22 protein-coding genes are annotated in these 20,390 nt (G+C 60.1%); 13 read left to right on the top strand and 9 right to left on the bottom strand.

Features of this window, described 5'->3' with window-relative positions; all coding sequences use genetic code 11:
• Window positions 1-20 precede the first annotated feature (20 nt).
• Entirely contained in the window at window positions 21-446 is a 426-nt protein-coding gene (locus AC07PU_RS31705; RefSeq protein WP_495322262.1) for a hypothetical protein, read from the top strand.
• A gap of 127 nt (window positions 447-573) precedes the next feature.
• Here the strand turns inward: AC07PU_RS31705 and AC07PU_RS31700 are convergent, their stop codons facing one another.
• The 3 genes from AC07PU_RS31700 to AC07PU_RS31690 all read right to left on the bottom strand — a co-directional run bounded on the left by AC07PU_RS31700 (window position 574) and on the right by AC07PU_RS31690 (window position 2,857).
• Window positions 574-1,338, bottom strand: coding sequence for a hypothetical protein (locus tag AC07PU_RS31700; protein ID WP_495322260.1), 765 nt, complete (start codon window positions 1,336-1,338; stop codon window positions 574-576).
• Between the two features lie 223 nt (window positions 1,339-1,561).
• Window positions 1,562-1,801, bottom strand: coding sequence for a hypothetical protein (locus AC07PU_RS31695; protein ID WP_495322258.1), 240 nt, complete (start codon window positions 1,799-1,801; stop codon window positions 1,562-1,564).
• Between the two features lie 606 nt (window positions 1,802-2,407).
• The gene (locus tag AC07PU_RS31690; protein ID WP_495322256.1) at window positions 2,408-2,857 is read right to left on the bottom strand and encodes an RrF2 family transcriptional regulator; all 450 of its coding nucleotides are present in this window, start codon (window positions 2,855-2,857) and stop codon (window positions 2,408-2,410) included.
• A gap of 68 nt (window positions 2,858-2,925) precedes the next feature.
• On the opposite strand from AC07PU_RS31690, the gene AC07PU_RS31685 reads away from it, so the two are divergent.
• The gene (locus tag AC07PU_RS31685; protein ID WP_495322254.1) at window positions 2,926-3,903 is read left to right on the top strand and encodes an alpha/beta fold hydrolase; all 978 of its coding nucleotides are present in this window, start codon (window positions 2,926-2,928) and stop codon (window positions 3,901-3,903) included.
• Between the two features lie 570 nt (window positions 3,904-4,473).
• Here the strand turns inward: AC07PU_RS31685 and AC07PU_RS31680 are convergent.
• From AC07PU_RS31680 to AC07PU_RS31670, 3 genes are all read right to left on the bottom strand, one after another.
• The gene (locus tag AC07PU_RS31680; RefSeq protein ID WP_495322252.1) at window positions 4,474-5,133 is read right to left on the bottom strand and encodes a hypothetical protein; all 660 of its coding nucleotides are present in this window, start codon (window positions 5,131-5,133) and stop codon (window positions 4,474-4,476) included.
• Window positions 5,134-5,237: 104 nt separating this feature from the next.
• Window positions 5,238-5,714, bottom strand: a complete 477-nt coding sequence (locus AC07PU_RS31675) for a hypothetical protein (RefSeq protein WP_495322251.1) — start codon at window positions 5,712-5,714, stop codon at window positions 5,238-5,240.
• Between the two features lie 152 nt (window positions 5,715-5,866).
• A complete protein-coding gene (locus AC07PU_RS31670; protein WP_495322250.1) occupies window positions 5,867-6,463 on the bottom strand; it encodes a hypothetical protein in 597 nt (198 codons plus the stop codon).
• A 601-nt stretch (window positions 6,464-7,064) separates the two neighbouring features.
• On the opposite strand from AC07PU_RS31670, the gene AC07PU_RS31665 reads away from it, so the two are divergent.
• Entirely contained in the window at window positions 7,065-7,601 is a 537-nt protein-coding gene (locus AC07PU_RS31665; protein WP_495322249.1) for a hypothetical protein, read from the top strand.
• A 229-nt stretch (window positions 7,602-7,830) separates the two neighbouring features.
• On the opposite strand, the gene AC07PU_RS31660 is transcribed toward AC07PU_RS31665, so the two are convergent.
• Both AC07PU_RS31660 and AC07PU_RS31655 read right to left on the bottom strand, forming a co-directional pair.
• Window positions 7,831-8,181, bottom strand: coding sequence for a hypothetical protein (locus AC07PU_RS31660; protein WP_495322248.1), 351 nt, complete (start codon window positions 8,179-8,181; stop codon window positions 7,831-7,833).
• A 306-nt stretch (window positions 8,182-8,487) separates the two neighbouring features.
• Window positions 8,488-8,859: a hypothetical protein gene (locus tag AC07PU_RS31655; protein ID WP_495322247.1), complete on the bottom strand. Its 372-nt coding sequence runs from the start codon at window positions 8,857-8,859 to the stop codon at window positions 8,488-8,490.
• Window positions 8,860-9,312: 453 nt separating this feature from the next.
• Between AC07PU_RS31655 and AC07PU_RS31650 the strand changes: the two genes are divergently transcribed.
• Window positions 9,313-9,984 (top strand): LysR substrate-binding domain-containing protein, encoded by a 672-nt coding sequence (locus tag AC07PU_RS31650; protein ID WP_495322246.1) that lies wholly within the window; start codon window positions 9,313-9,315, stop codon window positions 9,982-9,984.
• A gap of 235 nt (window positions 9,985-10,219) precedes the next feature.
• Here the strand turns inward: AC07PU_RS31650 and AC07PU_RS31645 are convergent, their stop codons facing one another.
• Window positions 10,220-10,657, bottom strand: coding sequence for a hypothetical protein (locus tag AC07PU_RS31645; protein WP_495322245.1), 438 nt, complete (start codon window positions 10,655-10,657; stop codon window positions 10,220-10,222).
• Between the two features lie 909 nt (window positions 10,658-11,566).
• Between AC07PU_RS31645 and AC07PU_RS31640 the strand changes: the two genes are divergently transcribed.
• From AC07PU_RS31640 to AC07PU_RS31600, 9 genes are all read left to right on the top strand, one after another.
• Window positions 11,567-11,833, top strand: a complete 267-nt coding sequence (locus tag AC07PU_RS31640; RefSeq protein ID WP_490875191.1) for a flagellar biosynthetic protein FliQ — start codon at window positions 11,567-11,569, stop codon at window positions 11,831-11,833.
• 15 nt (window positions 11,834-11,848) lie between these two features.
• On the top strand, window positions 11,849-12,679 hold the full coding sequence (locus AC07PU_RS31635; RefSeq protein ID WP_495322244.1) for a flagellar biosynthetic protein FliR: 831 nt from the start codon (window positions 11,849-11,851) through the stop codon (window positions 12,677-12,679).
• On the top strand, window positions 12,679-13,776 hold the full coding sequence (locus AC07PU_RS31630) for an EscU/YscU/HrcU family type III secretion system export apparatus switch protein (RefSeq protein ID WP_495322243.1): 1,098 nt from the start codon (window positions 12,679-12,681) through the stop codon (window positions 13,774-13,776). The genes AC07PU_RS31635 and AC07PU_RS31630 overlap by 1 nt, the downstream gene beginning before the upstream one ends.
• Window positions 13,773-15,860, top strand: coding sequence for a flagellar biosynthesis protein FlhA (gene flhA / locus AC07PU_RS31625; RefSeq protein WP_495322242.1), 2,088 nt, complete (start codon window positions 13,773-13,775; stop codon window positions 15,858-15,860). The genes AC07PU_RS31630 and flhA overlap by 4 nt, the downstream gene beginning before the upstream one ends.
• A 19-nt stretch (window positions 15,861-15,879) precedes the next feature.
• The gene (locus tag AC07PU_RS31620) at window positions 15,880-16,689 is read left to right on the top strand and encodes a flagellar hook-basal body protein (RefSeq protein WP_495322241.1); all 810 of its coding nucleotides are present in this window, start codon (window positions 15,880-15,882) and stop codon (window positions 16,687-16,689) included.
• A 44-nt stretch (window positions 16,690-16,733) separates the two neighbouring features.
• Entirely contained in the window at window positions 16,734-17,522 is a 789-nt protein-coding gene (gene flgG / locus AC07PU_RS31615) for a flagellar basal-body rod protein FlgG (RefSeq protein ID WP_495322240.1), read from the top strand.
• Window positions 17,506-18,582 (top strand): flagella basal body P-ring formation protein FlgA, encoded by a 1,077-nt coding sequence (locus AC07PU_RS31610; protein ID WP_495322239.1) that lies wholly within the window; start codon window positions 17,506-17,508, stop codon window positions 18,580-18,582. Before flgG ends, AC07PU_RS31610 begins: the two co-directional genes overlap by 17 nt.
• The gene (locus AC07PU_RS31605) at window positions 18,579-19,175 is read left to right on the top strand and encodes a flagellar basal body L-ring protein FlgH (protein WP_490875184.1); all 597 of its coding nucleotides are present in this window, start codon (window positions 18,579-18,581) and stop codon (window positions 19,173-19,175) included. Before AC07PU_RS31610 ends, AC07PU_RS31605 begins: the two co-directional genes overlap by 4 nt.
• Window positions 19,176-19,261: 86 nt before the next feature.
• Window positions 19,262-20,368 carry a flagellar basal body P-ring protein FlgI gene (locus AC07PU_RS31600; RefSeq protein WP_495322238.1) on the top strand — a complete coding sequence of 369 codons (1,107 nt, stop codon included), beginning with the start codon at window positions 19,262-19,264 and terminating at the stop codon, window positions 20,366-20,368.
• Window positions 20,369-20,390: the final 22 nt, after the last annotated feature.

Below are 20,390 nucleotides of genomic sequence, written 5' to 3'. Positions count from 1 at the left end.
GGCAGGGCGCGACATACGGGATGTCTCCAGAGCAAGTCCGTCAGAGTATTCCTGATGCAGTAGAACCAGTCGGAACACCAGAAGCGATAAAAAGTGGGGCGAAAGGCCTGTTGGAGATTCCGAAGGTAGATCTTGTCGGAAGAAGATTCAAGGCAACTTTTTTCTTTTCAAGTGAAAAGCTGGTTCAAGTGACGCTGAAGCTTGACGCGCAGGAAAAGTTTTCTTCGTCAATGTTGACCTACAACCGGTTGGTTGATGCACTTAGAGTCAAGTATGGTCAAGAAATTAGCAATAGAAATCAGCGGGGAATGCTAAACACTGCGACGGCCGACTGGATTTCTGGAAAAACGAATGTAAGCCTTCTTGCAATGTCAGTTGGGGACAATGACGCCATCTTGAACTTGAACTATCAAGTTCGGCTGGCGCAAGACGCTGAGAAGCTGTAGAAGTTGACGAGTGCGTCGCTGATGGGCGCTGCCGTGCTCAACGGCAAGGTGACGGTGATCGAGACATCGACTCGTGTGAGCTCGATACGGATGTCACACGGTGGGCGCAGCAGGGGCAGATCCGCATTTATCGCGCGTTGGGCCTCTGCGGGTCCGGGCCGAAGAATGGCGTTCTCCCCCTCTCTGCGATGAGGAAGACATGCCCTGTATTGCCCACCTGGCGCATGAAGCATTCCATCGCTATGTGAATACCAATGAAAATTCTTTCGAGGCAGTCTAGAAACTTGGCCACAAGCGCAGCCGTGACGTAGATTTCACCGGTTGATTGGCCGTCTAAGGTCGGCTCGTTCTTAACGAATTCGACGGTTCTGGTATTCGTTTCAAGAAGGTGCCCCCCGGTGTGTACGAGGGCGTTACGTAGGTGCTTGCAGCCTCGCAAGAAATTGAAGCTAGGTGCCAGCTCAGCCAAGTCGAGCTGGCTGTGCTTCTTTAGAAAGGAAAGTGCAGGCCCGACGCCAGATCCGCGAGAGTCAGCGAGACGAGCTGAAATCTTCAACTCTTTGCTAATACCCTCACAGATTGAAGCGAGGCGTGCTTCTGCGAAGTGAATGAGCATGATGAAGGTTGCAGCACGCTGGATGCTCGGGAGTTCATGATCGACATACCGCAGTTCTGATGCAAAGTCGCCAACGACATCACCGTGCTCCTGTGGGTCGGCTGCTGCCAAGGCGGCATCGAGCTCGTCCGAAACCGCCTTTGCCTTCGCTTCGTGGAGGCCCTCGACTTCGAGGAACAATTGGCGACGCTCAGCAACCTGCCAGCGGTAGTCGTACACCTCTATCAAAAACTCCCAGGTATATGGCTTGTCGGGGTCGGTCGATGTTTCAGACATGTAGGTGAGCTTTGGAGTTTCCGCAGACGAGCTGTGGCAAGTTCTGTCCGTACAGTTGGACTTTGTTTGTCTGCGCCGATGGCGAGCTTTTGCCACCATCCTAGCTCGCGCTGTAAACGCCGTTTCCCGATGTTCAACACGGCGCCCGCGGGAATCGGTGTACTGTGGCCGGAGTTGTACTCGTGGATGAGACGCAACTCCCCTACGTTCAGGCCGCATTTTGTCAGACCTCGGGCGCCAAGACCTCCGGCGGCTTAACGGGAATGGGCTTGCCTGGTAGGATGCTTTGCTCTACCTTGGCGTACACGTCAACGCCGAGTTTGACGGGCGTGCGCTTGCGCCGCATCTCTGCGAGAGCGCGCCCCGCCTGTGCGGGACTTCCGAAGCTGTCGAATTCCGCGCGCAGGAACACATCAGCATTGCGCTTGAACACTGAGCGCTTGATGCGATCAACGATGTTCATGATTGCAGGTCCCAAACGGCCACGAACCGGATGCATATCTAGAGGATGTTCTCGAGTGGCTGTCCACGCGCCCGGCCGGCAGCATTGCAGAACTGCGGCCACATCCAGTGTCAAAGCTAGGATCTCTGATAGTCAGGACTGCTCAGCGCCTCGAGCGCAACCAGCACGCCCCGGCCACAAGCAAAAAACCCAGGACGATCAGCGCCGCCCCGGCGATCTTTGTCTGATCTACAGAACCCTCTGGCGCCGAGGTCACCTGCAGAAAGGTGTGCCCTGCGCGAGGCGGCGTATCCGACAAAAACTGCTGCAGGTGCATCTACAGGTCCACTGGAAGCAAGTCAGCCGACGGCGTGCAGAGCATTGCTCCCAGCACTACCGTGCACCATCCAATGCGAGTCAACCAGGTGATCATCCCCAGCTCCTGTCAAAGTGATGTCGCAATAGTACGGTGAGTCAACACCCAGATCGTCAAGATGGGATGGCAGAGCGCCGACCGATCGACTTCCCAAGCACTGTGCTGAAAGCGGCTCCTTCAGTCGGGGGCGCGTATCGTCGCCGAAGCTCAGCGCGTATGCCTCGAGTCAGGCGCCACGGGCCGAGCCGTTGTCACATAGGGCGAGACAAGCTACTTGTGGTCTTTTCGCGCATCTCAACCTCTACAACGAGTGCCGACAGAGGACAAGAGCTTAGAGTTTGCAGCAGCAGGCCTTCCGCCTTTTGCAGGGCGGTGCCGACGAGGCGGTTCGCTGCTGCTTCGACTGGGCATTCCGGGTTGTCGTCCGCCGGCCCTATCGCAAAGACGTTCCCGTGACCAATAGCTTCATAGACATCGCGAGCGCTGACGCTGCCCAAGTCGCATGAGAGCGTCCAGCCGCCACCGCGCCCACCGGTCGACGTAACGAGTCCCGCATCGCGTAGCGCAGCCATGGTTCGACGCACCACCACAGCGTTGGTGTGCAGCATCTGGGCGATCGTCTCCGAGGTAGTGGTGCCGCCACGCAGATGCATGTGAACCAACACGTGCAGCAAACGGGCCAGTCGGGTGTCCTGGGTCATAGAGGTATTTTGCGTAACTTCAAGAGTTACGGTATTCTTGGCTTTCCAACACTATCGCTCATCGCATCATGAAGCCCGCACGCGAACACATGCTAGAGGTCAATGGCCTCCATCTGCATCTGACCGAGCAAGGGGAGGGGCCGCTGGTACTGCTGTGCCACGGGTTTCCGGAGACGGCGTACGCTTGGAGGCATCAGCGCGCGGCGCTGGCTGAGGCGGGCTTCCATGTGGTGGCACCCGACCTCCGTGGATATGGGCACAGCGACGCTCCAGCCGATGTCAATGCCTACACCACGCTGGATGTGGTCGCAGACCTGGTGGGATTGGTTGACGCCCTGGGTGAGCGACAAGCCGTGATTGTTGGTGGTGACTGGGGCGCCACCATTGCTTGGCAGGCCGCGTTGCTTCGCGCTGATCGTTTTCGAGCGGTGGCTGCGCTGGGCGTCCCTTTGATGGGGCGAGCTCCGTTGCTGCCGAGCAAGTTGTTCCCGCAGACCGACGACGCATGGTTCTATACGCACTACTTCGCACAGCCAGGCCTTGCAGAGGAGGAGTTCGAACGTGATGTGGCAACGACACTGCGCAAGATCTACTTCGCCGCGTCCGCAGACGCTGGCCCACGAGAGGATCCCTGTACGCCGAATCCGTTTGGCATGCTCTCTCGCAGAGGTGGAATGCTGGACGGCATCCCAAATCCGCAGACCTTGCCATCCTGGCTTGGCGCAGATGACCTGGCAGAGTTTGTTGCCAGTTTCGAGAGCAGCGGCTTTCGGGGTGGACTCAACTACTACCGCAACCTTGATCGGAACTGGGAGCTGCAAGCGGCTTTCGAGGGGATGAAGGTTGAGGTACCGGCGCTGTACTTGGTTGGGGAGCGCGATCCGGGGCGCGCAATGCCGGGCATGGACAGCATTGTTGCTGCCATGCCAGCGTTGGCACCGAAGTTAGTGGGTTCGCACGTCATTGCGGGCGCGGGCCATTGGCTGCAACAGGAGGCGCCGGGAGCGGTCAACACGGCGCTGCTGGAGTTTCTTCGTTCTTTGTAGTGTGGAGGACGAACTGTGCGCCGCCGGCCCGCTTGCGTACAAGACCATGGTCTGGAATCGCAGTCGGGCAGGAGTAGTCAGCACCGTGCGCGAGGACGCCGGTAGCCGGTCAGCCTTCCTACTCTGACTCGAAAGCGGTCTCACGCAGCTAGACTTTCGTTATTGGCTAGGATCGGACTTTCCCGAGCTCTCCTACTCCCTTCTCACTAAATGATGCTTGGCGCTTCCGGCGTCAAGAGTTCAGTGTTCGACTGCCTCGGGTGGCAGCTTGGCTTCCGACAGCGCTTGCATCGAGGCGTTGTGTCCCGCTCGTCTGCGACAGCTCAGGTACGTAGAACTACACGGAACGCAATGCCTCTAACACCATACGAGCAGAGGAAGCGACGATGGAAGTGAGCATGCTGACCGAGGGCCAAGCGACGCGCACGGCCGTTCGCCTTGTTCGGAAGTGCATTCGACTTCATGTCGCAGTAGCTCCCAACGGTCGTAGTTGGGCCCGAAGCTGGACTAGCGGTCGCCGTAAGCCGTCATTCGCTAGCCGGCAAAAAGTCAAACTTCATTCGGGAGGGATCAATACACGGGCCCTATGGAGGACCAGCCAGTCAGGGAGAGCAGGTGCATCCCAAAGTCCCGGATCGCGCCGGAGGCAGGGGACTGGCGATTTATCACGCTATAGCCTGTTTGGTCGCGTATTTCGAGCACCCATCGCGCCCCGTCAGTCACCTGCATGCCAGAGGGTTCGACGCTAGGGATTTGGCGTAAGTTCGAAACTGCAACTACTTGCTCCAGCGTCTGCAGCTCTGTTACCGAAAAGAAGCGCGTCACTTGGCGCAGCACCTGCCCTGGTTCGTAGCCGCCCTGGCCGTCCAACTCAACGGCGTGCAACGTGGCGTGACGGTCTGCAATAGTTACCGTTATGACGATTGGATGATGGAAAGTTCGCAGCCAGAGAAAGCGGTACTCCGTTGCAGCATCGTTGCACGTGATCGGTAACTCACCCATGGCCGTCAAATGAGCGCTAAACCACTCTCGATAGAACCGATCCGCGCGCCCATCGGAAGGTTCAAGTGCTCCAGCAGGGTAATAGCCAGAGGCAGGCAGGAGCGCAGCACACTCCGGGGCTTTTCCTAGCTTGTCACTATGGGCGCAAGCAGCGAGCAGCAGCATCCCGAGCAGCAACATGAGCCAAGATGGTGTTGCCATCCCCAGAAGAGGCTTTTCATTCTTCATTGAAGACGCTTCCATATCACAAATTGAATTCGGCTTTAGACCATAATGGGCAGGCTTTTGATCGCCTGGTCGTAGCCGATATCCGCCCGTCGCACACTGCGCACCTATCTGTGTGCCGCACCATACGCTCGTAGCACCTCTTCTTTTTCCTGCAATGGAAGAAAGAAGATGCCCGGCTTGAGGATGGAAAAATCCGTGCCTTTCAAAAGTAGCAATCGCGGGGTTGTATCGTTCTGGTGAGCGGACCGAACCTGCCCGAGGCTGTAGTGCATGAGCGGATCGAGCGGTAGTACGAGCAATTTCTCTGGAACTCGTGCGGCGGTCGTAATCAGAGTCTCGTCGACGGCTACATGAAGACGTATGACATTGTTCAAACCGGGTCCCGTACGGGCTTGATCATCCACGATGGGAAGGCCATTTCCGTCGACCATGTCAACGTGGACGACGTGGCCAACGAGCACATGATCGGCTCCCGCCGCCATTTCGGCGAGCGACATTTGCAGCGGCAAAGTCGCGAATGCAACCAAAGGGATCGTTGCTGCGAGCGATAAGAAAAGGCGTCCCATCAGGCGTCCAACCATTTCATGATCTCCATGAACTTCCAGTTTCTCTGGGGCCCGGCCACGGCAATGGCTGCGGCTGGTCGACTGTAGCCGGTCGCGCAGATGTCGCGAAGGAGCCCAAAGCGGGCTATCGATGTCTTACCCAGAGAGCCGTCGTTGGGACGCAGGTCTCAAAGATCACCACTAGAAATGTAGAACGTTTTTCGATGTTCATCGCATTCGAACCACCTTATCGTTGGGTCGTCAAGCTTGACTTCTGAGAGGCTTTTCCATCGCGTTGGAGCAAGACGATAAGAAGCGTACTTGCAAGCCACCTTGTCTGAGAAAGAGACCGACCCACGGGGTAGCCAAGCCGCTTTCATCGGTCCGCACCGAACGTGAGGGCTACCACCACCAAATGCGAACCGTCCGATCCCCAAAAGTGCGCCCTTGGTGGCACGACCAGTTCCGCGCTGGGTGTCCGTATTAGACCGCCTGTCAGTGAAGCTCCATTCGTAGTCTGCCCAATAAGTTTCCTCACCTGAATTGAACGTGGTGGGAGCCTTTGCGACACTGGCCGCTCGAAATGATGTGAATCGAATCGCGCAAGTGCCCTCGTCGCCGCGGATTAGCAGAACGTTGTCGCTGGGCGCGGCGACTTGATGCCAAGCGATCGTCGCGGAATCAGATGCTTGCAACATCAATGGATCAAAGTACGAAAGCACCTCGATCGAAACAAGCGAAGTGGCAAGCACGACCATCCATTTTTTAACGGCAAACGATTTCATCGGGGCATCATTCCTCCGTTACAGAGCGTGATAGTTGAAGGACCGACTCTGGCCGAATGTAGCCCGACGCGCAGCCTTCGCGAAGGGGCTCCGCACAGACTTTGCCATTGCTCCTAGCTGGTCTTTCGTCCCGCACGGTGAGTCTGTGCGGCCCCCCTTGGGTGCTATGCGTCGCTATTCCTGCATCGGGAAGGGTAGCAGCCCCGCCTTCAGTCTGTTGGCCGCAGGAGTCGGGTCGAGGTAGGAGACCCGGCCATCGGCGCTCCGCACTTCAAGCCGGCCATCCGCTTGGAGCGCGAGGCGAAGGCCCCAGTTGTCGAGGCGGTAGACCTGTGGCGCCACCTCCTTGAGCGGTTGGCCCAAACCATTGCCCACGCCACTGGAGATGTCGCAATTTTGGACCAGGACAGGCTCGCTCGGCTGGGGCCCTTGCAGGATGGCCCAGCCACACTTGGTCCCAGGAACTACGCCTTCACGCAAGTCCCACTCTCCAACCACTGTGCTCTTCGAAAAAGGGGGAGTGGGGGTTAGGAGAGTCTCCCCATACGGCGTGTCTTGAGCCTGGGCGATGCCGGGCACACCGGGAAGGAAGAAAGTCGCGGTGAGTGCCGCCGTGACACGCGAGCGGCGGGGGTTATGCGTCATGCCCGGATTGTCATGGCGCCTGCAGTGTGCGGACAACAGTTTTGCACTGGCGCAGGGCTGGCGAGTGGGAAAAGGGCTTTGGCGCGCCGCTCACTTGAGGTGCCTCGCGAAGGGCCGGTGTTGGCGGCGGATTCAACCGGTCAGTCGCGCTGTGGGGCAAAATTCGGCCATCACCGGTACGTCATTCAACATACTCGAACTCATGCAGCCAATCCGCAAGTACTATCGAACGTACAACGAGAGTCATGAAGGGACTCCTGGACTCTTCTATTGCGAAGTCAATGACGGCATGATCATTCGGATGATCAACAGCTTTGAGCATGATCTGTGGTGGGCAACCCCTAGCGCTCATAACAACGAGCAGTATGACTTCACGAACCGTCCCGAATTTCCGGAGTCCGGTATAGAAAATCTGAAAAGGGATGCAGCCCTCACCGAACTGTCCCTCGAAGAGTTTGAGGACTTATGGCGCCGTGCAACTCGCCAGGCTTGAGGCTTTTTACAGGTCGGCAATCTGCCTCGCCTCGCCACTCGAATGACTAGGCGATAGGCCGCTTTGGAGCGAATCGAACCTCGGCTTCGGGCCCATTGCGGTCATTCGCGATCTGCGGTAGCGAACATTCGTAGCGAAGCTCCCTAACGCCCCACCAGCGCCTTGTGGTGCATAGCTTGTCAAGTCAAATTTCCTGAGTAATGACGAAAATCCCTGACAGTGCCGCCCTTTAATTTTTCAAAGTTATCTCGATACCGCCATGAATTTCCATCACATGCACATAGGGTATCGACACTAGTATTCGACGACAGCTATCAACATCGTTCGCGACAACTAACTGCCCCATTGGTCGCAACGTCTGCATGACCTTCAAGCTCTCTATCTCATCAAATCGCAGGTCATCATCGTCTGTCACTGTTTCATCTCCGAGCTTGGATGCGTCAGGGACAATCATGTAGGAAATTTCCCCCGAGGTTGTTTTCCACTCTGCAAAAACTCTGCCTACTGGAGCGAGATGAGAAAAAATGTCTTTCCAGATGTTTGAATTCAATTTCGAATAATTAGCTGTTCGGGTATGCAAGCTTTTCTCCTCTAGCGCGCCGTAGCCTTCTTCTGTAGCGGCATCAGGTCAAACGTGCCGAACCCGCTGCAAGACGCACTTCCGTCAGGCCAGTGGGGATGATCGCAAGGAAGACCACGTTCGCTCCTTTTTGATTGCGTGGATGACCGAGTGATCGCTTCTGGCCGGTGGTCGCATTCTGCCGGTGCCGTGCCTGGCTGCAGCGCTTACCGGCAACCAGTCACGTCGCGCGACGTAAGCGCGATGGCGGGTTGATGAAAGAACAGTGTTGTTCCGCACCAGGCCGTCATCGTGTTCCTGCGATGATCAACGCGAAAGCTGTGTGCGGAGGACTTTCCACTCTTCCCACGCTGATTCAGGGCGAACATCTTTGTAACCCCGCTTCTCCTCGACCGCTTGTGCGGCCTGGAGATTTCCCACCATCACGGAGGCGTGGTCCCTGATCCTCTCAACCTCAGCTTGCATCAGTGGTGCACCCTTGAGGGTCTCAGCGCGAGCCAAAAGCGCCGCGAGCGACGGAACATACTGAAGCACAAGGTGTTTGGGATTGGGACGCTTCGCAAGTGCGACGTATTCCCCGACCTCAAGCTCTGTGAGCGGCGCTGTTGGCTCCACGGCGTGTCCTGCTATCGAGAAAGTGAGAAGAAATAGGGAGACAAAATGCCTTGAGAGGTTCATTGCGAGTTCAACTGTGAGCGATCGGCGAACGACAGCTTTTGGCCGACTGTAGCCGGTCGCGACAGCATCGCGAACGGGCCCAAACCGGCTATGCGGATTTCTCCAAACCTGACCCTCAAATTGGCGCGATGCAAGCGGACTTTGGCCGCGACCGGTGAAGACGGAGGGGCCTACGGTTGGTCCCTAGCCGTCGGGTCTCCCAGCCACCATCGCATGGTGCGCGCGGCAGCAATTTCGCAGTCACTCAGGCCTTCAGTCGCTTGCACAGACGCGAGCGCATCGATTGCCGCCTGCTTCCCAAGCACTCGGGCGAAATACTGGGGAAGTTGCTCGACGCTGAGGTCGTAGCTTGGCAGAGACGCTCGCATGCATTCGACCAAGTCAAATTCCTTGGTCGGCTCTGCTGTATCGAGCAATCTGCCAGCCAGCTCTTGCCTCTGAGACCGAAATTCTTTGGGCGCACTCTCGACGAAGACCCCGAACAGGCCTGCAAAAACCTCAGCGGGTGCACACCGGCTCAGTCGCGACCTGAGAAAAGCGAGTTGCTGGGGGTTGTCCGCTCCGAAGCGGTCTGCCGACTGGACCACGGCAGCAAGAACCTCATCACGTTTCATTGGCCGCCCTTCAACTTCTGGTTATGGCCAATTGAGTGAAGCGTTACGCGAGCGCAGTGTGGAGGTGGCGATTCGCGGAACCTACAAGAAAGAGCGGCTCTTCGACTACCGCGAGCTCTTCGTCGAAGAGCATCGCATGTACGTCGCCAAGGGGGCAGTGCGAAACCGTAAGGCCGCCTTGCCACTGGTCTACCGGCCACATCCCTTCGTCGAGCAGACGCTCGAGGAGCACGGCTTCGAGCGCGGGCCGGATGCCGGCGGGCTGGAGGCCATCGGCATCCTGATCGCCACTGGGAACTACGCCGGCCTTCTTCCTGAACACTACGCGCAGTTGGTGGCGAAGCGGCATCCGCTGGCCGAAGTGCCCGGAGGGCCCATCTACAGCAACAACATCGCCGCCATCACCGAAGCCTCCAGGCCGATGACGACGCGTGTCGAACTGTTTCTGGACATCCTCGACGAATTGCACCGAGAGCGTCGTTCGGCGGGGACGCTCGGCGAATCTGTGTAGCGGGGCATCTTTTTTGTGAATGGCAATTGGGCCGTAGAGCAGGCAATTCAAGCGCCGCCAGACGAATTCGCCGGGATCGTCCTTTTGAGCAATGCTCTCATCCGTGCCGTCGTACTAGGGTCGATGCAAGCGAGGTGGTAAGCCATCTTTGGCCGAGCAGGCCTTGGGATCCCTCGCTCGCTGCGGTCACAGTCCCTGTGACTTATGCAGATGTGGTGCAGTCGAGCGCTTGCTGCTAATGCGCAGTTCTGGGCTGGAATATCGGAGCTGCGACAAGGTGATCGGGCGACTCTGTCCCAGGCTCGCCTATGAACCATTCGCCATCAATCTTGGTGGGGAAAAAAACAAACGGTCGCCTTGGGCCGTCGGGGAGCTCAACCTGAACGAACACTCGACCACTTTCCGGATCGATCAACGTCGTTGAGACCGCCAGAACGTTGTGCTGCTCGACTATTGCACAAAGGCGCTCACGTATTTGTTCGAAGAGCCAACTAACCGTGAAATCTTTGGGCGCTCCATTCAAAGGAAATACAGTTTCGACCTTGAGCTCAGAGTCGATGAATGCGATGCCAAACGGAGGGACAGTCCCGGTATCGCGCAGCATCATTTGCGCCATTTGCGCCGATGTCCATGCGGCAACCCCGAAGGGGTCATCCTCGTGAGATTTGCTCATCCTGATCCTACTTTCTGTTGATCTTAGGTTTCGAGTCACTTTGCCCCGAGCAAAAAAGCGCTTCCTTCGCCCTCCGTACTGGTGACTGCGCGCCCATCCAGTGGTCAATGCCTAAGTATGTGTCTGCGGCGCCTCGCGTTCGTGGCGGCGCGGCCATACCCATTGATGAATAGATGACGAAGGCCGATTGAAGCGCGGCTGGCAGGCGAAGCGCAAGTAAGCGGGTGAAGAAACTCTGGGTGCTGTCGCAGGAGTGTGCGATGAGTTGAAGGCCAAGGCTCTCTTTCTTTAGGTCGTCACGATCTTCCGATATCGAGGGGTTGTGGACGTTGAGCTTGTAATTCCCGCTTCTGATCGATGCCCGGTAGAGCGAGGAAGCGCTCGTCGCCTACCTGCTAGATCTCCGCCGGATGCGGATGCGCCTGGCCTGCCTCACGAAGATGGGTTAGCTGAAAGCGTCCCTCTTTTCTCCGACTTTAGGTGAATCACGTGGCACTTCGAGCAAACGAATGCCCACTCATGGTTCCAGGTGCTCTCCGGCGATGAGTGGGCCCGACAAGCGGCTTGACGGTGCCGGGGGGCGAAGCCGCGTCGTTGTCCAGATTCGCGCTCCTTCTGATTTCTCAGGCCGAGCTGGGTCTGGTCTGCAACCCCCCAAAGGTTGGATGACATGTAAATCGTTTAGGTAGATCGTGCTACCTCCTTCAGCCGGGGCGCCCCATCGCATGGTCGCGGAAGGGGCAGGACGCCTTGATGCAAGTTTGATCCGCTCAAAAATGTAATCGAAAAGTTCTAAAATGTAAGTGTTGCAAATCGATGTGAGCAAGAATGTTAGGATTCGCTTCGAACATCTCGTGATGCGGCCTTGTCTGACAGACGCGAGCGAGTTCGTTCTATAGGGAGACTGGGGTGCATGCAGATCTGGCTTTGAAAATGATGTCCGACTTGTTCTGGACCGGATTGCTGCTGTGCCTACCTCTCTTGGGGCTGACCATGCTGGTAGGCATCGCGATCAGCATCATCCAAGTGGTCACCCAAGTTCAGGAAATGTCCCTGACCTTCGTGCCAAAGCTGTTCACCGCGGGTGCGGTGTTGATCGTGGCTGGACCCTGGATGCTCCGTAAGCTGACTCAATTCACAGTTCAGCTTTGGAGCGGGATTCCCGCGATGTTCTGACGCTGCGGATCTCTTGTGACCCCCCTTCATTTGCAATCCGCTGCGGCGGTGCTGGCCCCCGGCGTGGGCGCCGCATGGATCACCGGCGTCGGTCTGGTGGCCTTGCGCATCGCAGCGACCTTTGCGATGACACCCGTCTTCTACGCGTTGCCGCTTCCCGCGAGCGTTCGCTCGTTGTTGATCCTCGGACTCGCCATCGCTCTTGCCTGTGGATTCAACGCGCCGCCTGAGCAATGGGCGGGATGGAGCGAGCTGCTCCTTGCCGCGTTGCGTGAGTTAGCGCTCGGGGTCACCCTCGGCCTGGGCATCCTGTTGGCCTTCGGCGCTTTCTCTGTTGCCGGCCAGCTTCTTGACGTTCAGCTGGGTTTCGGGATGGCTCAGATCGTTGATCCGGTGACGAACAGACCCATTCCGGTCCTGACTTCGGCCTTCAACTACCTGGCCGTACTGGTGTTCTTCCTTCTCAACGGCCATCACGCGTTGCTGCGAGGCATCGCCTACAGCCTGGACAAGTTTCCGGTGGGTGCGTCCTGGTCGGTGGGGTACGCCGTTGCCCCATTGCTCAAGCAGGCAGCAGGGCTCTTCAGCCTTGGCTTCGCCCTCGTCGCCCCTGTGGTGTTCTGCATCCTGTTGATCGAGTTCGCACTTGGCGTGATCGGACGCAACCTTCCGCAGATGAACATGTTCGCGATGGGCATTCCCGTCAAGATCGTTGTCGGCTTGGTGGCTCTGTCGTTCTGGTTCACAGGTGTCGGAGCCGTCATGGCTCGGGTGTATTCGGGCATCGCCGTAACGTGGGACGGGATCTTCCAGGCCGCTCCCGCCAAGACGCAGGGAGCGCGCTGATGGCCGAGCAGGATCTGGATCGCAACCAGGCGGCGACGCCTTTCAAGCTCAAGCGCGCAAAGGAGCGGGGCCAGGCCGCCAAGAGCGTGGATGTGGTGTCCGCGCTGGTCTTCTGCGTGGCGGTCGTCTACCTGACCTGGCGTGGTTTCGGGTCGATCGAGAGCCAGTTCCGATTCGACATGGCCCTCCTGATCCAGGCTGCCCGCATGGATCCCTCGGGTGCGGGTCTGTGGTTTCTCGTCGAGCACTCGTTGCGTGCGGCGCTGTCGTTGGCGGCGCCGTTCTTCGCGGCGCTCATGCTCGCGGCGATCATCGGCAATGTGATGCAGACGGGGCCGATCCTCTCCATGGAGCCCGTCAAGATCGATTTCAACCGCATCAACCCGGTGCAGGGGCTCAAGCGCGTCTTCTCGATGCGCGTGCTGTTCGATACCGCGCGTGCCGTGATCAAGTTGGTGCTGCTTGTATTCGTGGCCTATGTCGCATTGAAGGCGCTGACGGGGCAGTTCTATGCGCTCGCTTCGCTGTCGCCGGTCGGCTACCTACGAATGCTGATCGATGACCTGTCGAGCATCGGACTGAAGATGGCGCTGGTTCTCGGCTTGATCGCACTGCTCGATCTCATGTACACGAAGCGCGAGTTCGCCAAGAAGATGCGCATGAGCCAGCGAGAGATGAAGGAAGAGATCAAGCAGCGCGAAGGCGATCCGCGCATCCGGGCGCGCCTGCGTGAACTTCGCCGTGAAACCTTCAAGCGCAGTGTCGCGTTGCGGCAGACCCGCAATGCGGACGTACTGATCACCAACCCGACCCATATCGCTGTCGCGCTCAAGTACGAGCATGGCCGCATGGTCTCCCCGCAGTTGCTCGCCAAGGGGGCGGGCAACATGGCTGCTGCCATGCGTGAGATCGCGGCACGGCATCAGATCCCGGTCGTACAGAACCCGCCGCTCGCGCGCAGGTTGTACAAGGAACTCGCGGTGGATCACATGGTCCCGCCGGAGCTGTACGCGCAAGTCGCGCGCATCATCGTGTGGGTCTTCGCCATGCGCGAGCAGCGCCAGGGGCGCGCCGCCGCCACAGGAGCGCATGCGTGAACGCCCTGGGTCGCGTCATCGGAAAGCACAGCGACATCGCGCTCGTCGTTCTGGTGCTGGGTGTTCTGGTGGTGCTTTTTGCACCGATCCCCAGTGGCCTGCTGGACTTCCTGATCCTTAGCAACTTCGGGTTCGCTTTCCTGGTGCTGCTGCTGACCTTCTACATGGCGCGCCCGGTCGAATTCTCGACGTTTCCATCGTTGCTGCTGATCGCGACGTTGTTTCGCTTGTCGCTGAACGTGGCAGCCACGCGCCTGATCCTCTCGGATGGCGATGCCGGTCGGGTCATTGGCGCCATCGGTGCCTTCGTAGTGGGCGGCAACTACGTCATCGGGCTGATCGTCTTCCTGATCCTCATCGTGGTCCAGTACGTGGTGGTCACCAGCGGTGCCCAGCGCGTCTCGGAGGTGGCGGCGCGTTTTACGCTCGACAGCATGCCGGGCCAGCAGATGAGCATCGATGCCGACCTCAACATGGGATTCATCGACCAGGCCGAAGCCCAACGTCGACGCAAGAACATCGAAAAGGAAGCGGGCTTCTACGGTGCCATGGATGGCGCGAGCAAGTTCGTGAAGGGCGATGCCATCGCCGGCATCATCATCTTGCTGATCAACATCATTGGCGGCTTGGTGATTGGCGTCATGCAGCATGGCCTTCCCTGGGGGCAGGCGCTGCAGACCTATACCTTGCTCACGATTGGAGACGGCATCGTCACCCAGGTGCCGGCGCTCGTGATCGCGGTGGGTACCGGCATCATCGTCACGCGCTCCTCTTCGGACGTGAACCTCAGCCGCGAAGCGCTGCGGCAGGTGAGTTCCTTTCCCAAGACCCTGATGCTGGTGGCGATGGCGCTGGGCGGGTTGATCTTGCTGCCCGGCATTCCCGCGGTGCCCACGCTGGCTCTGGCCGTCTGCTTTCTCTTCGCGTCGATGATGCTCTACCGAAGCGCTCGCCTGAAGGCCGACGAAGGGGCCTCGGCAACTGGCGCGGATGGAGTGAGTGCGTCGGAAGACGGCGATGGCGCCAACGACGCCAAATCCGATGATCCCTATGCCCAACTGCAGGTGGAGCCGATCGAGGTGCATATCGGCAGCAACTGGGTGCCTGTGATCAACCAGCCCGGCAGCGTCTTCATGGAGCGCGTTGCCACATTTCGCAAGCAGCATGCGCAGGAGCTCGGATTGGTCCTGCCGCGCGTGCGCTTTAAGGATTCCGCACGCCTGTCGGCCGACCGGTACGAAATCCATCTGGACGGCGTGATGGTGGGCAAGGGAGAGGCTCGAGCGGATCGGCTGCTGGCAATCCATCCCTCCGGCGACACCAAGTCCGTGCCGGGTGAGCCGACCCGGGATCCGACCTATGGACTGCCGGCGCTCTGGATCGAGGAGAACCAGCGCGAAGCCGCCACGCAGGCGCGCTACACGCTGGTGGACGCGCCTACGGTGTTCATGACGCACCTCACGGAGATGCTGCGGCGTGAGTCGGCGACGCTTCTCACCCGTGCGGAGGTCGATCGGTTGCTCGCACGCGTGCGTCAGAACCAGCCCGGGCTCGTCGAGGAACTCATCCCGACGGTGCTGTCCTCCAGCGATGTCCAGAAGGTGCTGCAGAACCTGCTGCGCGAGAAGGTGTCGATTCGCCATGTCGAAGCGATCCTGGAAACGCTGGCGGACGCCGGTCGAACCACGCGCGAGTCGGGGCAGCTCACCGAGATCGTGCGGCAGCGCCTCGGTCATGCCATCTGCCAGGGCCTTCTGGGCGAGGCCAATGCCTTGCAGGTGCTGACGCTCGATCCCGCCATTGAGAGCCAGTTCCTGCAAAGCATCCATGCCGCTGCCGACTCGGCAGGCGCACAGGGCTTCGTGCTCGACCCTCGCATGTCCGAGCAGTTGATGAAGCGCCTGGTTCAGCAGGCCGAGCGAATGATGAAGAGCAATCTGCTCCCGGTGCTGCTGTGCGCACCGGAGCTTCGTCGTCACGTGCGTGCGCTGTCGGAGCGGGTGATGCCGCACCTGCGCGTCCTGTCGATGTCCGAGGTCCCCCACACCGTCGAGCTGAAGTCCTTCAGCATCGTGCAACTTTGATCGAGACAAGAGAAATCCGATGAGCGACGTTCTGGCCATCACCCTCAACGGCATGCAGCAGGACATGGCGCGCCTGGAGCGCATCAGCATGAATATGGCGAACGCCACGACCCCGGGCTACAAGCGGGAAGTGGCGAGCAGCCTTCCCGTGGGTGCTGGCGGCTTTGCCGGCGCCATGCGCGGTGCGGATGCGGCACGGCGCGCCGGCGGGACTGGCGCAACGGCCACACCGGGCTCCATTCCGGGAGCGCTGGCGGTGGCCGGCTCCTTGATGGTTCAGACCGACGACCATGCGGGGACGCTCAAGACCACGGGCCAGAGCCTCGACGTGGCACTCACGGCGCCGGGCTTCTTCGAAGTCTCCACCGATGCCGGCCCAGCGTACACGCGACTCGGGAGCTGGCAGCTCGACGCACGCGGCAGGCTGGTGACGGCACAGGGCCAGCCGGTGATGGGCGTGGGCGGCGAGATCGTGCTGAGTCGTCCAAACCCGGTGATCGATGCCAACGGCCAGGTCTTCGAGAGCAAGCCGGGTGGTGGCTTGGAGACCACCCCCGTTGGCCAGTTGAAGGTCGTGCGCTTTGAAGGAGCGGTCCATCTCGAGCACCTGGGTAGCGGCCTGCTGCGAACGGATGCGGCACCGGTACAGGTCGCCGATGCCGATGTACAGCTGCGGCAAGGGTTTGTCGAAAACTCCAACGTCAACTCGATGCAGGAAATGACCCAACTCATCCAGTCGATGCGGCATTTCGAGTCGATGCAGCGCGTGGCGCTGGGCTATGACGAAATGATCGGCGCCGCTGTGCGCAAGCTCGGCGACCTGTCCTGAATTCCGTCCGCACGTTCACCCATTCACCTCAAGGTCCATCTTTCATGTTTGATGCCCTCTACATCAGCGCGACTGGCATGCAGGCGCAGCAGCTCAACGTCGACACCATCGCCAACAACCTGGCCAACGTAAACACGGCCGGTTTCAAAAAGGGCAAGGTCGGTTTCTCGGACCTGATGGTTCGAGAAGCCGGCAGGCTGCAACCCGTGGCGGACGAAGCGGGCATCCTCGGCGCCGAGAACCGTCTTGGGGCAGGCGTTGGGATCGCGTCGGTGTCCAAGCTGTTCGACTTGGGTGACCTGAAGAAGACCGAGTCGGCCTGGGACCTCGCGATCCAGGGGGAAGGCTTCCTGGAAGTGACCATGCCTGATGGTTCGAGCGCCTTCACGCGAGGCGGCACCTTCAAGGTGAACAAGGACGGGCTTCTTGCAACATCCGCTGGCTATCCGCTGAAGGCCAACGTTGCAGTGCCCGACAACGCACAGAGCATGCAGATCGATGCCGACGGTCGCGTCCGTGTACAGGTCGCCGGTCAGAGCACGCCCGTGGAGGTCGGCCAGCTCGACTTGGTGCGTTTCACGAGTCCAGGAGCGCTGCTGCCCCAGGGCGACAACCTCTATCGCTCGAGCACCGGTTCGGGCGATGCGATCGCGGGAAAGGCTGCGGAGGACGGTATGGGCAGCTTTGCACAGGGTTTTCTGGAAGGCTCCAACGTCAAGCTGAATGAAGAGATGGTCAATCTGATGGTGGCTCAGCGCGTGTACGAAGCCAACGTCAAGGTGATGCAGGCGTCCGACGAGATGCTCGGGATGATCAATGGCCTTCGCAAGTAGTCCGATGACGTGGCGCTGCGGCGCGTTGGGCATCGCTTTGAGTTCGGTCGCCGCGATCTGGATGATGACGGCCGGCTGCGCGATTGCCGGCCCCCAGGTCAATCCGATCGTTTCGATCGAGCTGCGCCCCAGGGTTCAGGTGGACCATGTCAACGTGCGGCTTGGCGATATCGCGTATCTGACGAGTCCGGATCTGGCGTCGCTGCGTCGACTTATGGCGCTGCCCATCGGTTCCGCGCCGCGGCCGGGTTCTCCCGTGGCTGTCGATCGCGACACGATCGTGCGCTGGGTGGAGCTCCGCAGTGGCGCACAGGCCAACGCCGACGGGTTGCCTTTCGTTCAATGGGGTGGCGCCAGCGAAACCGTGATCGAGAGTGCGGCGCAGGATCTGGCTGGAGAGGCAGTGGTCGCCGCCGCGCAGGCGTCGTTGCTGAACTGGCTCAAGCAGCGCAGCGTTCGTGCGCAGGTCCAGGCCGTTTCCACGGCGCGAGACTTGGTGCTGCCGGCGGGGCAGCCGGTCCTGCGCGTGCGTCCCATCGCGGACCAGGCGCAGCCCTCGCGTCGCATGCTCGTCTGGGTCGACGCCTGGGTCGACGACCGTTTCATCCGGAGCACGGCTGTTGCGTTCGAGGTCAATGCCTGGGCGCAGGCCACCGTGGCTACCGCTCCCATGGCGGGAGGTGCGCAAGTCGATGGCGTCGTGCTGAGGGGCGCGACCGAGACACGTGAGGTGGACCTCACGGCCGTTCAGGGAGGACGGGCCGTCCGCATCGAGGGTGCAGAGTCTGCAGCCGAATCTGCCGTGAGCGCACAACGGCTGCGCAAGCAACTCAAGGCGGGTGAGGTACTGACCGACGCCCATCTTCAGGCCGCACCCTCGGTCACGCGAGGCAACTGGGCGCAACTGTTGGCGCGCAGCGGCGACGTATCGGTCGAAAGCCGTGTCGAGGTGCTCCAGGACGGTCGTGCAGGTCAGTTCGTCCGGGTGAAGGTGCCCGGCTCCAACGGTGAGGTGCTTGCGCGCGTCACAGGACCAGGCCGGGTGGAGGTCCAGCCATGAGGATCGGATCCCGACAGGCACTACGGGTGGCGATGGTTTGCACCGCCATGGCGTGTGTGCACCTGCCTGCTGTGGCGGAAAGCCTTTATCAGGAAGGCACTTTCCGGCCGCTCACGGCCGACAACAAGGCCTTTCGCGTTGGCGACTCGCTCACCATCCAGGTTTTCGAGAACTCCTCGGCGAGCACCAGCGCCAACACCGGCACGCGCCGCGCGAACGACATCGCCGGCTCCGTGACCCAGACAGGCAACCGCGTCGTGGGCACGTTGGGTATCGGCGTCAGCGGCGAATTCGATGGCGGTGGGCGCACGCAACGCACCAACAAGCTGCTCGCTACCTTGACTGTCACTGTGAAAGACGTGCTGCCCAACGGAGAGCTGCGCGTCGCGGGCGAACAGCTTCTCACGGTCAACGATGAGCTGCAGAAGGTGAATCTGGAAGGGCGTGTGCGTCCCCAGGACATCTCCGATGGCAACGTCGTGCTCTCGACGCGCTTGGCGGACGCGCGCATCACTTACGTGGGCGAGGGGGATGTCTCCGACCGGGCACGTCGCAGCGCGTGGCGAAAAATTCTCGATTGGCTGGGGTTGTGATGCGTCGATTCGTCCTGAGGGCATTTGCCCATTTCCCCCCTCGCCAGTCGATCTCCGGCGTTGTGACCACGATGTGCACTTGCCTGGTGCTGGCCAGCCTCGCGCTGGCTGTCGGCGTCCCGGCATATGCAGCGACGGCTTCGGACGCCGTGCGTGTCAAGGATCTCGGCAAGCTCAAGGGCTGGCGAGACAACGCGCTGGTCGGCACAGGCATCGTCACGGGTCTGGCGGGCACGGGTGACTCGCCATCCAACCGCACAACGCGCCAGTCTCTAGCCAACGTGCTGTCGCAGTTCAACCTGACCATTCCGCCGGAGGCGGTGCAAAGCCGCAATGTGGCCGTGGTGATGGTCAGCGCCTCGTTGCCCACCTTTGCGCGCGAGGGCGACACCCTGGATGTGACGGTGAGTTCGGCCGGTGATGCGCGCAGCCTTGTTGGCGGGACCCTGCTGGTCACCGCGCTCCAGGGCGCAAATGGCCGCGTCTATGCGCTCGCGCAAGGCGCGCTTTCGGTGGGGGGCTATCGCTATGACGCGAACGGCAACGTGGTTCAGAAGAACCACCCGACGGCTGGCTCCGTCCCGAACGGCGCGACGGTCGAGGTGGGCGTCAACGCCAACATGGTCGACGAGCGCCAGAACGTGACCTTCGTTCTCTCGGAGCCTGACTACACGACGGCAAGTCGGGTGGCTGATGCGATCAACCAGCAACTCGGTGGCGGCTTGGCGAAGGCACGGGACGCCACGGGAATCGAGATTGCGGTGCCTCCGGTCCAGCGCGACCAACTCGTGAGCTTGTTTACCCGCATCGAGAACGTCACCGTGGAGCCAGACCGGCGCGCCAAGGTTGTGATCAACGAACGCACCGGGACTGTGGTGTCCGGAGGGGACGTGCGAATCTCCCGTGTTGCGATCTCGCATGGCGACATCAAGATCGCGATCTCCAGCCAGAACACAGCCTCCCAGCCCTACAACGTGATCGGAGGCGGGCCCGATATTCGCACGGCGATCGTGACCAACACGCGCGTCGATGTGGAGGAAGCCAACGGAACCGGCTTCGTCAGTGGCAGCAACACCGTATCGGACCTGGTTCAGTCGCTGGCGCGCCTGAAGACCAGCACCCGTGACGTGATCTCGATCCTGCGGGCAGTCAAGGCCGCCGGTGCCTTGCACGGCGAGCTGGTTGTCCAGTAGCCGCCGCTCGCCGCCCAACACC

The sequence above is a fragment of the Variovorax sp. GW821-FHT10D07 genome (assembly GCF_059415325.1).
The sequence above is the reverse complement of the archived record's forward strand: the minus strand, read 5'-3'. Positions and strand labels throughout refer to the sequence as shown.

What these genes read in the sequence shown, in the direction of transcription:
- AC07PU_RS31705 (WP_495322262.1), top strand. Translation starts at nt 21, where the DNA reads ATGTCTCCAGAGCAAGTCCGTCAGAGTATTCCTGATGCAGTAGAACCA.
- AC07PU_RS31700 (WP_495322260.1), bottom strand. Translation starts at nt 1,338, where the DNA reads ATGTCTGAAACATCGACCGACCCCGACAAGCCATATACCTGGGAGTTT.
- AC07PU_RS31695 (WP_495322258.1), bottom strand. Translation starts at nt 1,801, where the DNA reads ATGAACATCGTTGATCGCATCAAGCGCTCAGTGTTCAAGCGCAATGCT.
- AC07PU_RS31690 (WP_495322256.1), bottom strand. Translation starts at nt 2,857, where the DNA reads ATGACCCAGGACACCCGACTGGCCCGTTTGCTGCACGTGTTGGTTCAC.
- AC07PU_RS31685 (WP_495322254.1), top strand. Translation starts at nt 2,926, where the DNA reads ATGAAGCCCGCACGCGAACACATGCTAGAGGTCAATGGCCTCCATCTG.
- AC07PU_RS31680 (WP_495322252.1), bottom strand. Translation starts at nt 5,133, where the DNA reads ATGAAGAATGAAAAGCCTCTTCTGGGGATGGCAACACCATCTTGGCTC.
- AC07PU_RS31675 (WP_495322251.1), bottom strand. Translation starts at nt 5,714, where the DNA reads ATGGTTGGACGCCTGATGGGACGCCTTTTCTTATCGCTCGCAGCAACG.
- AC07PU_RS31670 (WP_495322250.1), bottom strand. Translation starts at nt 6,463, where the DNA reads ATGAAATCGTTTGCCGTTAAAAAATGGATGGTCGTGCTTGCCACTTCG.
- AC07PU_RS31655 (WP_495322247.1), bottom strand. Translation starts at nt 8,859, where the DNA reads ATGAACCTCTCAAGGCATTTTGTCTCCCTATTTCTTCTCACTTTCTCG.
- AC07PU_RS31645 (WP_495322245.1), bottom strand. Translation starts at nt 10,657, where the DNA reads ATGAGCAAATCTCACGAGGATGACCCCTTCGGGGTTGCCGCATGGACA.
- AC07PU_RS31630 (WP_495322243.1), top strand. Translation starts at nt 12,679, where the DNA reads ATGGCCGAGCAGGATCTGGATCGCAACCAGGCGGCGACGCCTTTCAAG.
- AC07PU_RS31620 (WP_495322241.1), top strand. Translation starts at nt 15,880, where the DNA reads ATGAGCGACGTTCTGGCCATCACCCTCAACGGCATGCAGCAGGACATG.
- flgG (WP_495322240.1), top strand. Translation starts at nt 16,734, where the DNA reads ATGTTTGATGCCCTCTACATCAGCGCGACTGGCATGCAGGCGCAGCAG.
- AC07PU_RS31610 (WP_495322239.1), top strand. Translation starts at nt 17,506, where the DNA reads ATGGCCTTCGCAAGTAGTCCGATGACGTGGCGCTGCGGCGCGTTGGGC.
- AC07PU_RS31605 (WP_490875184.1), top strand. Translation starts at nt 18,579, where the DNA reads ATGAGGATCGGATCCCGACAGGCACTACGGGTGGCGATGGTTTGCACC.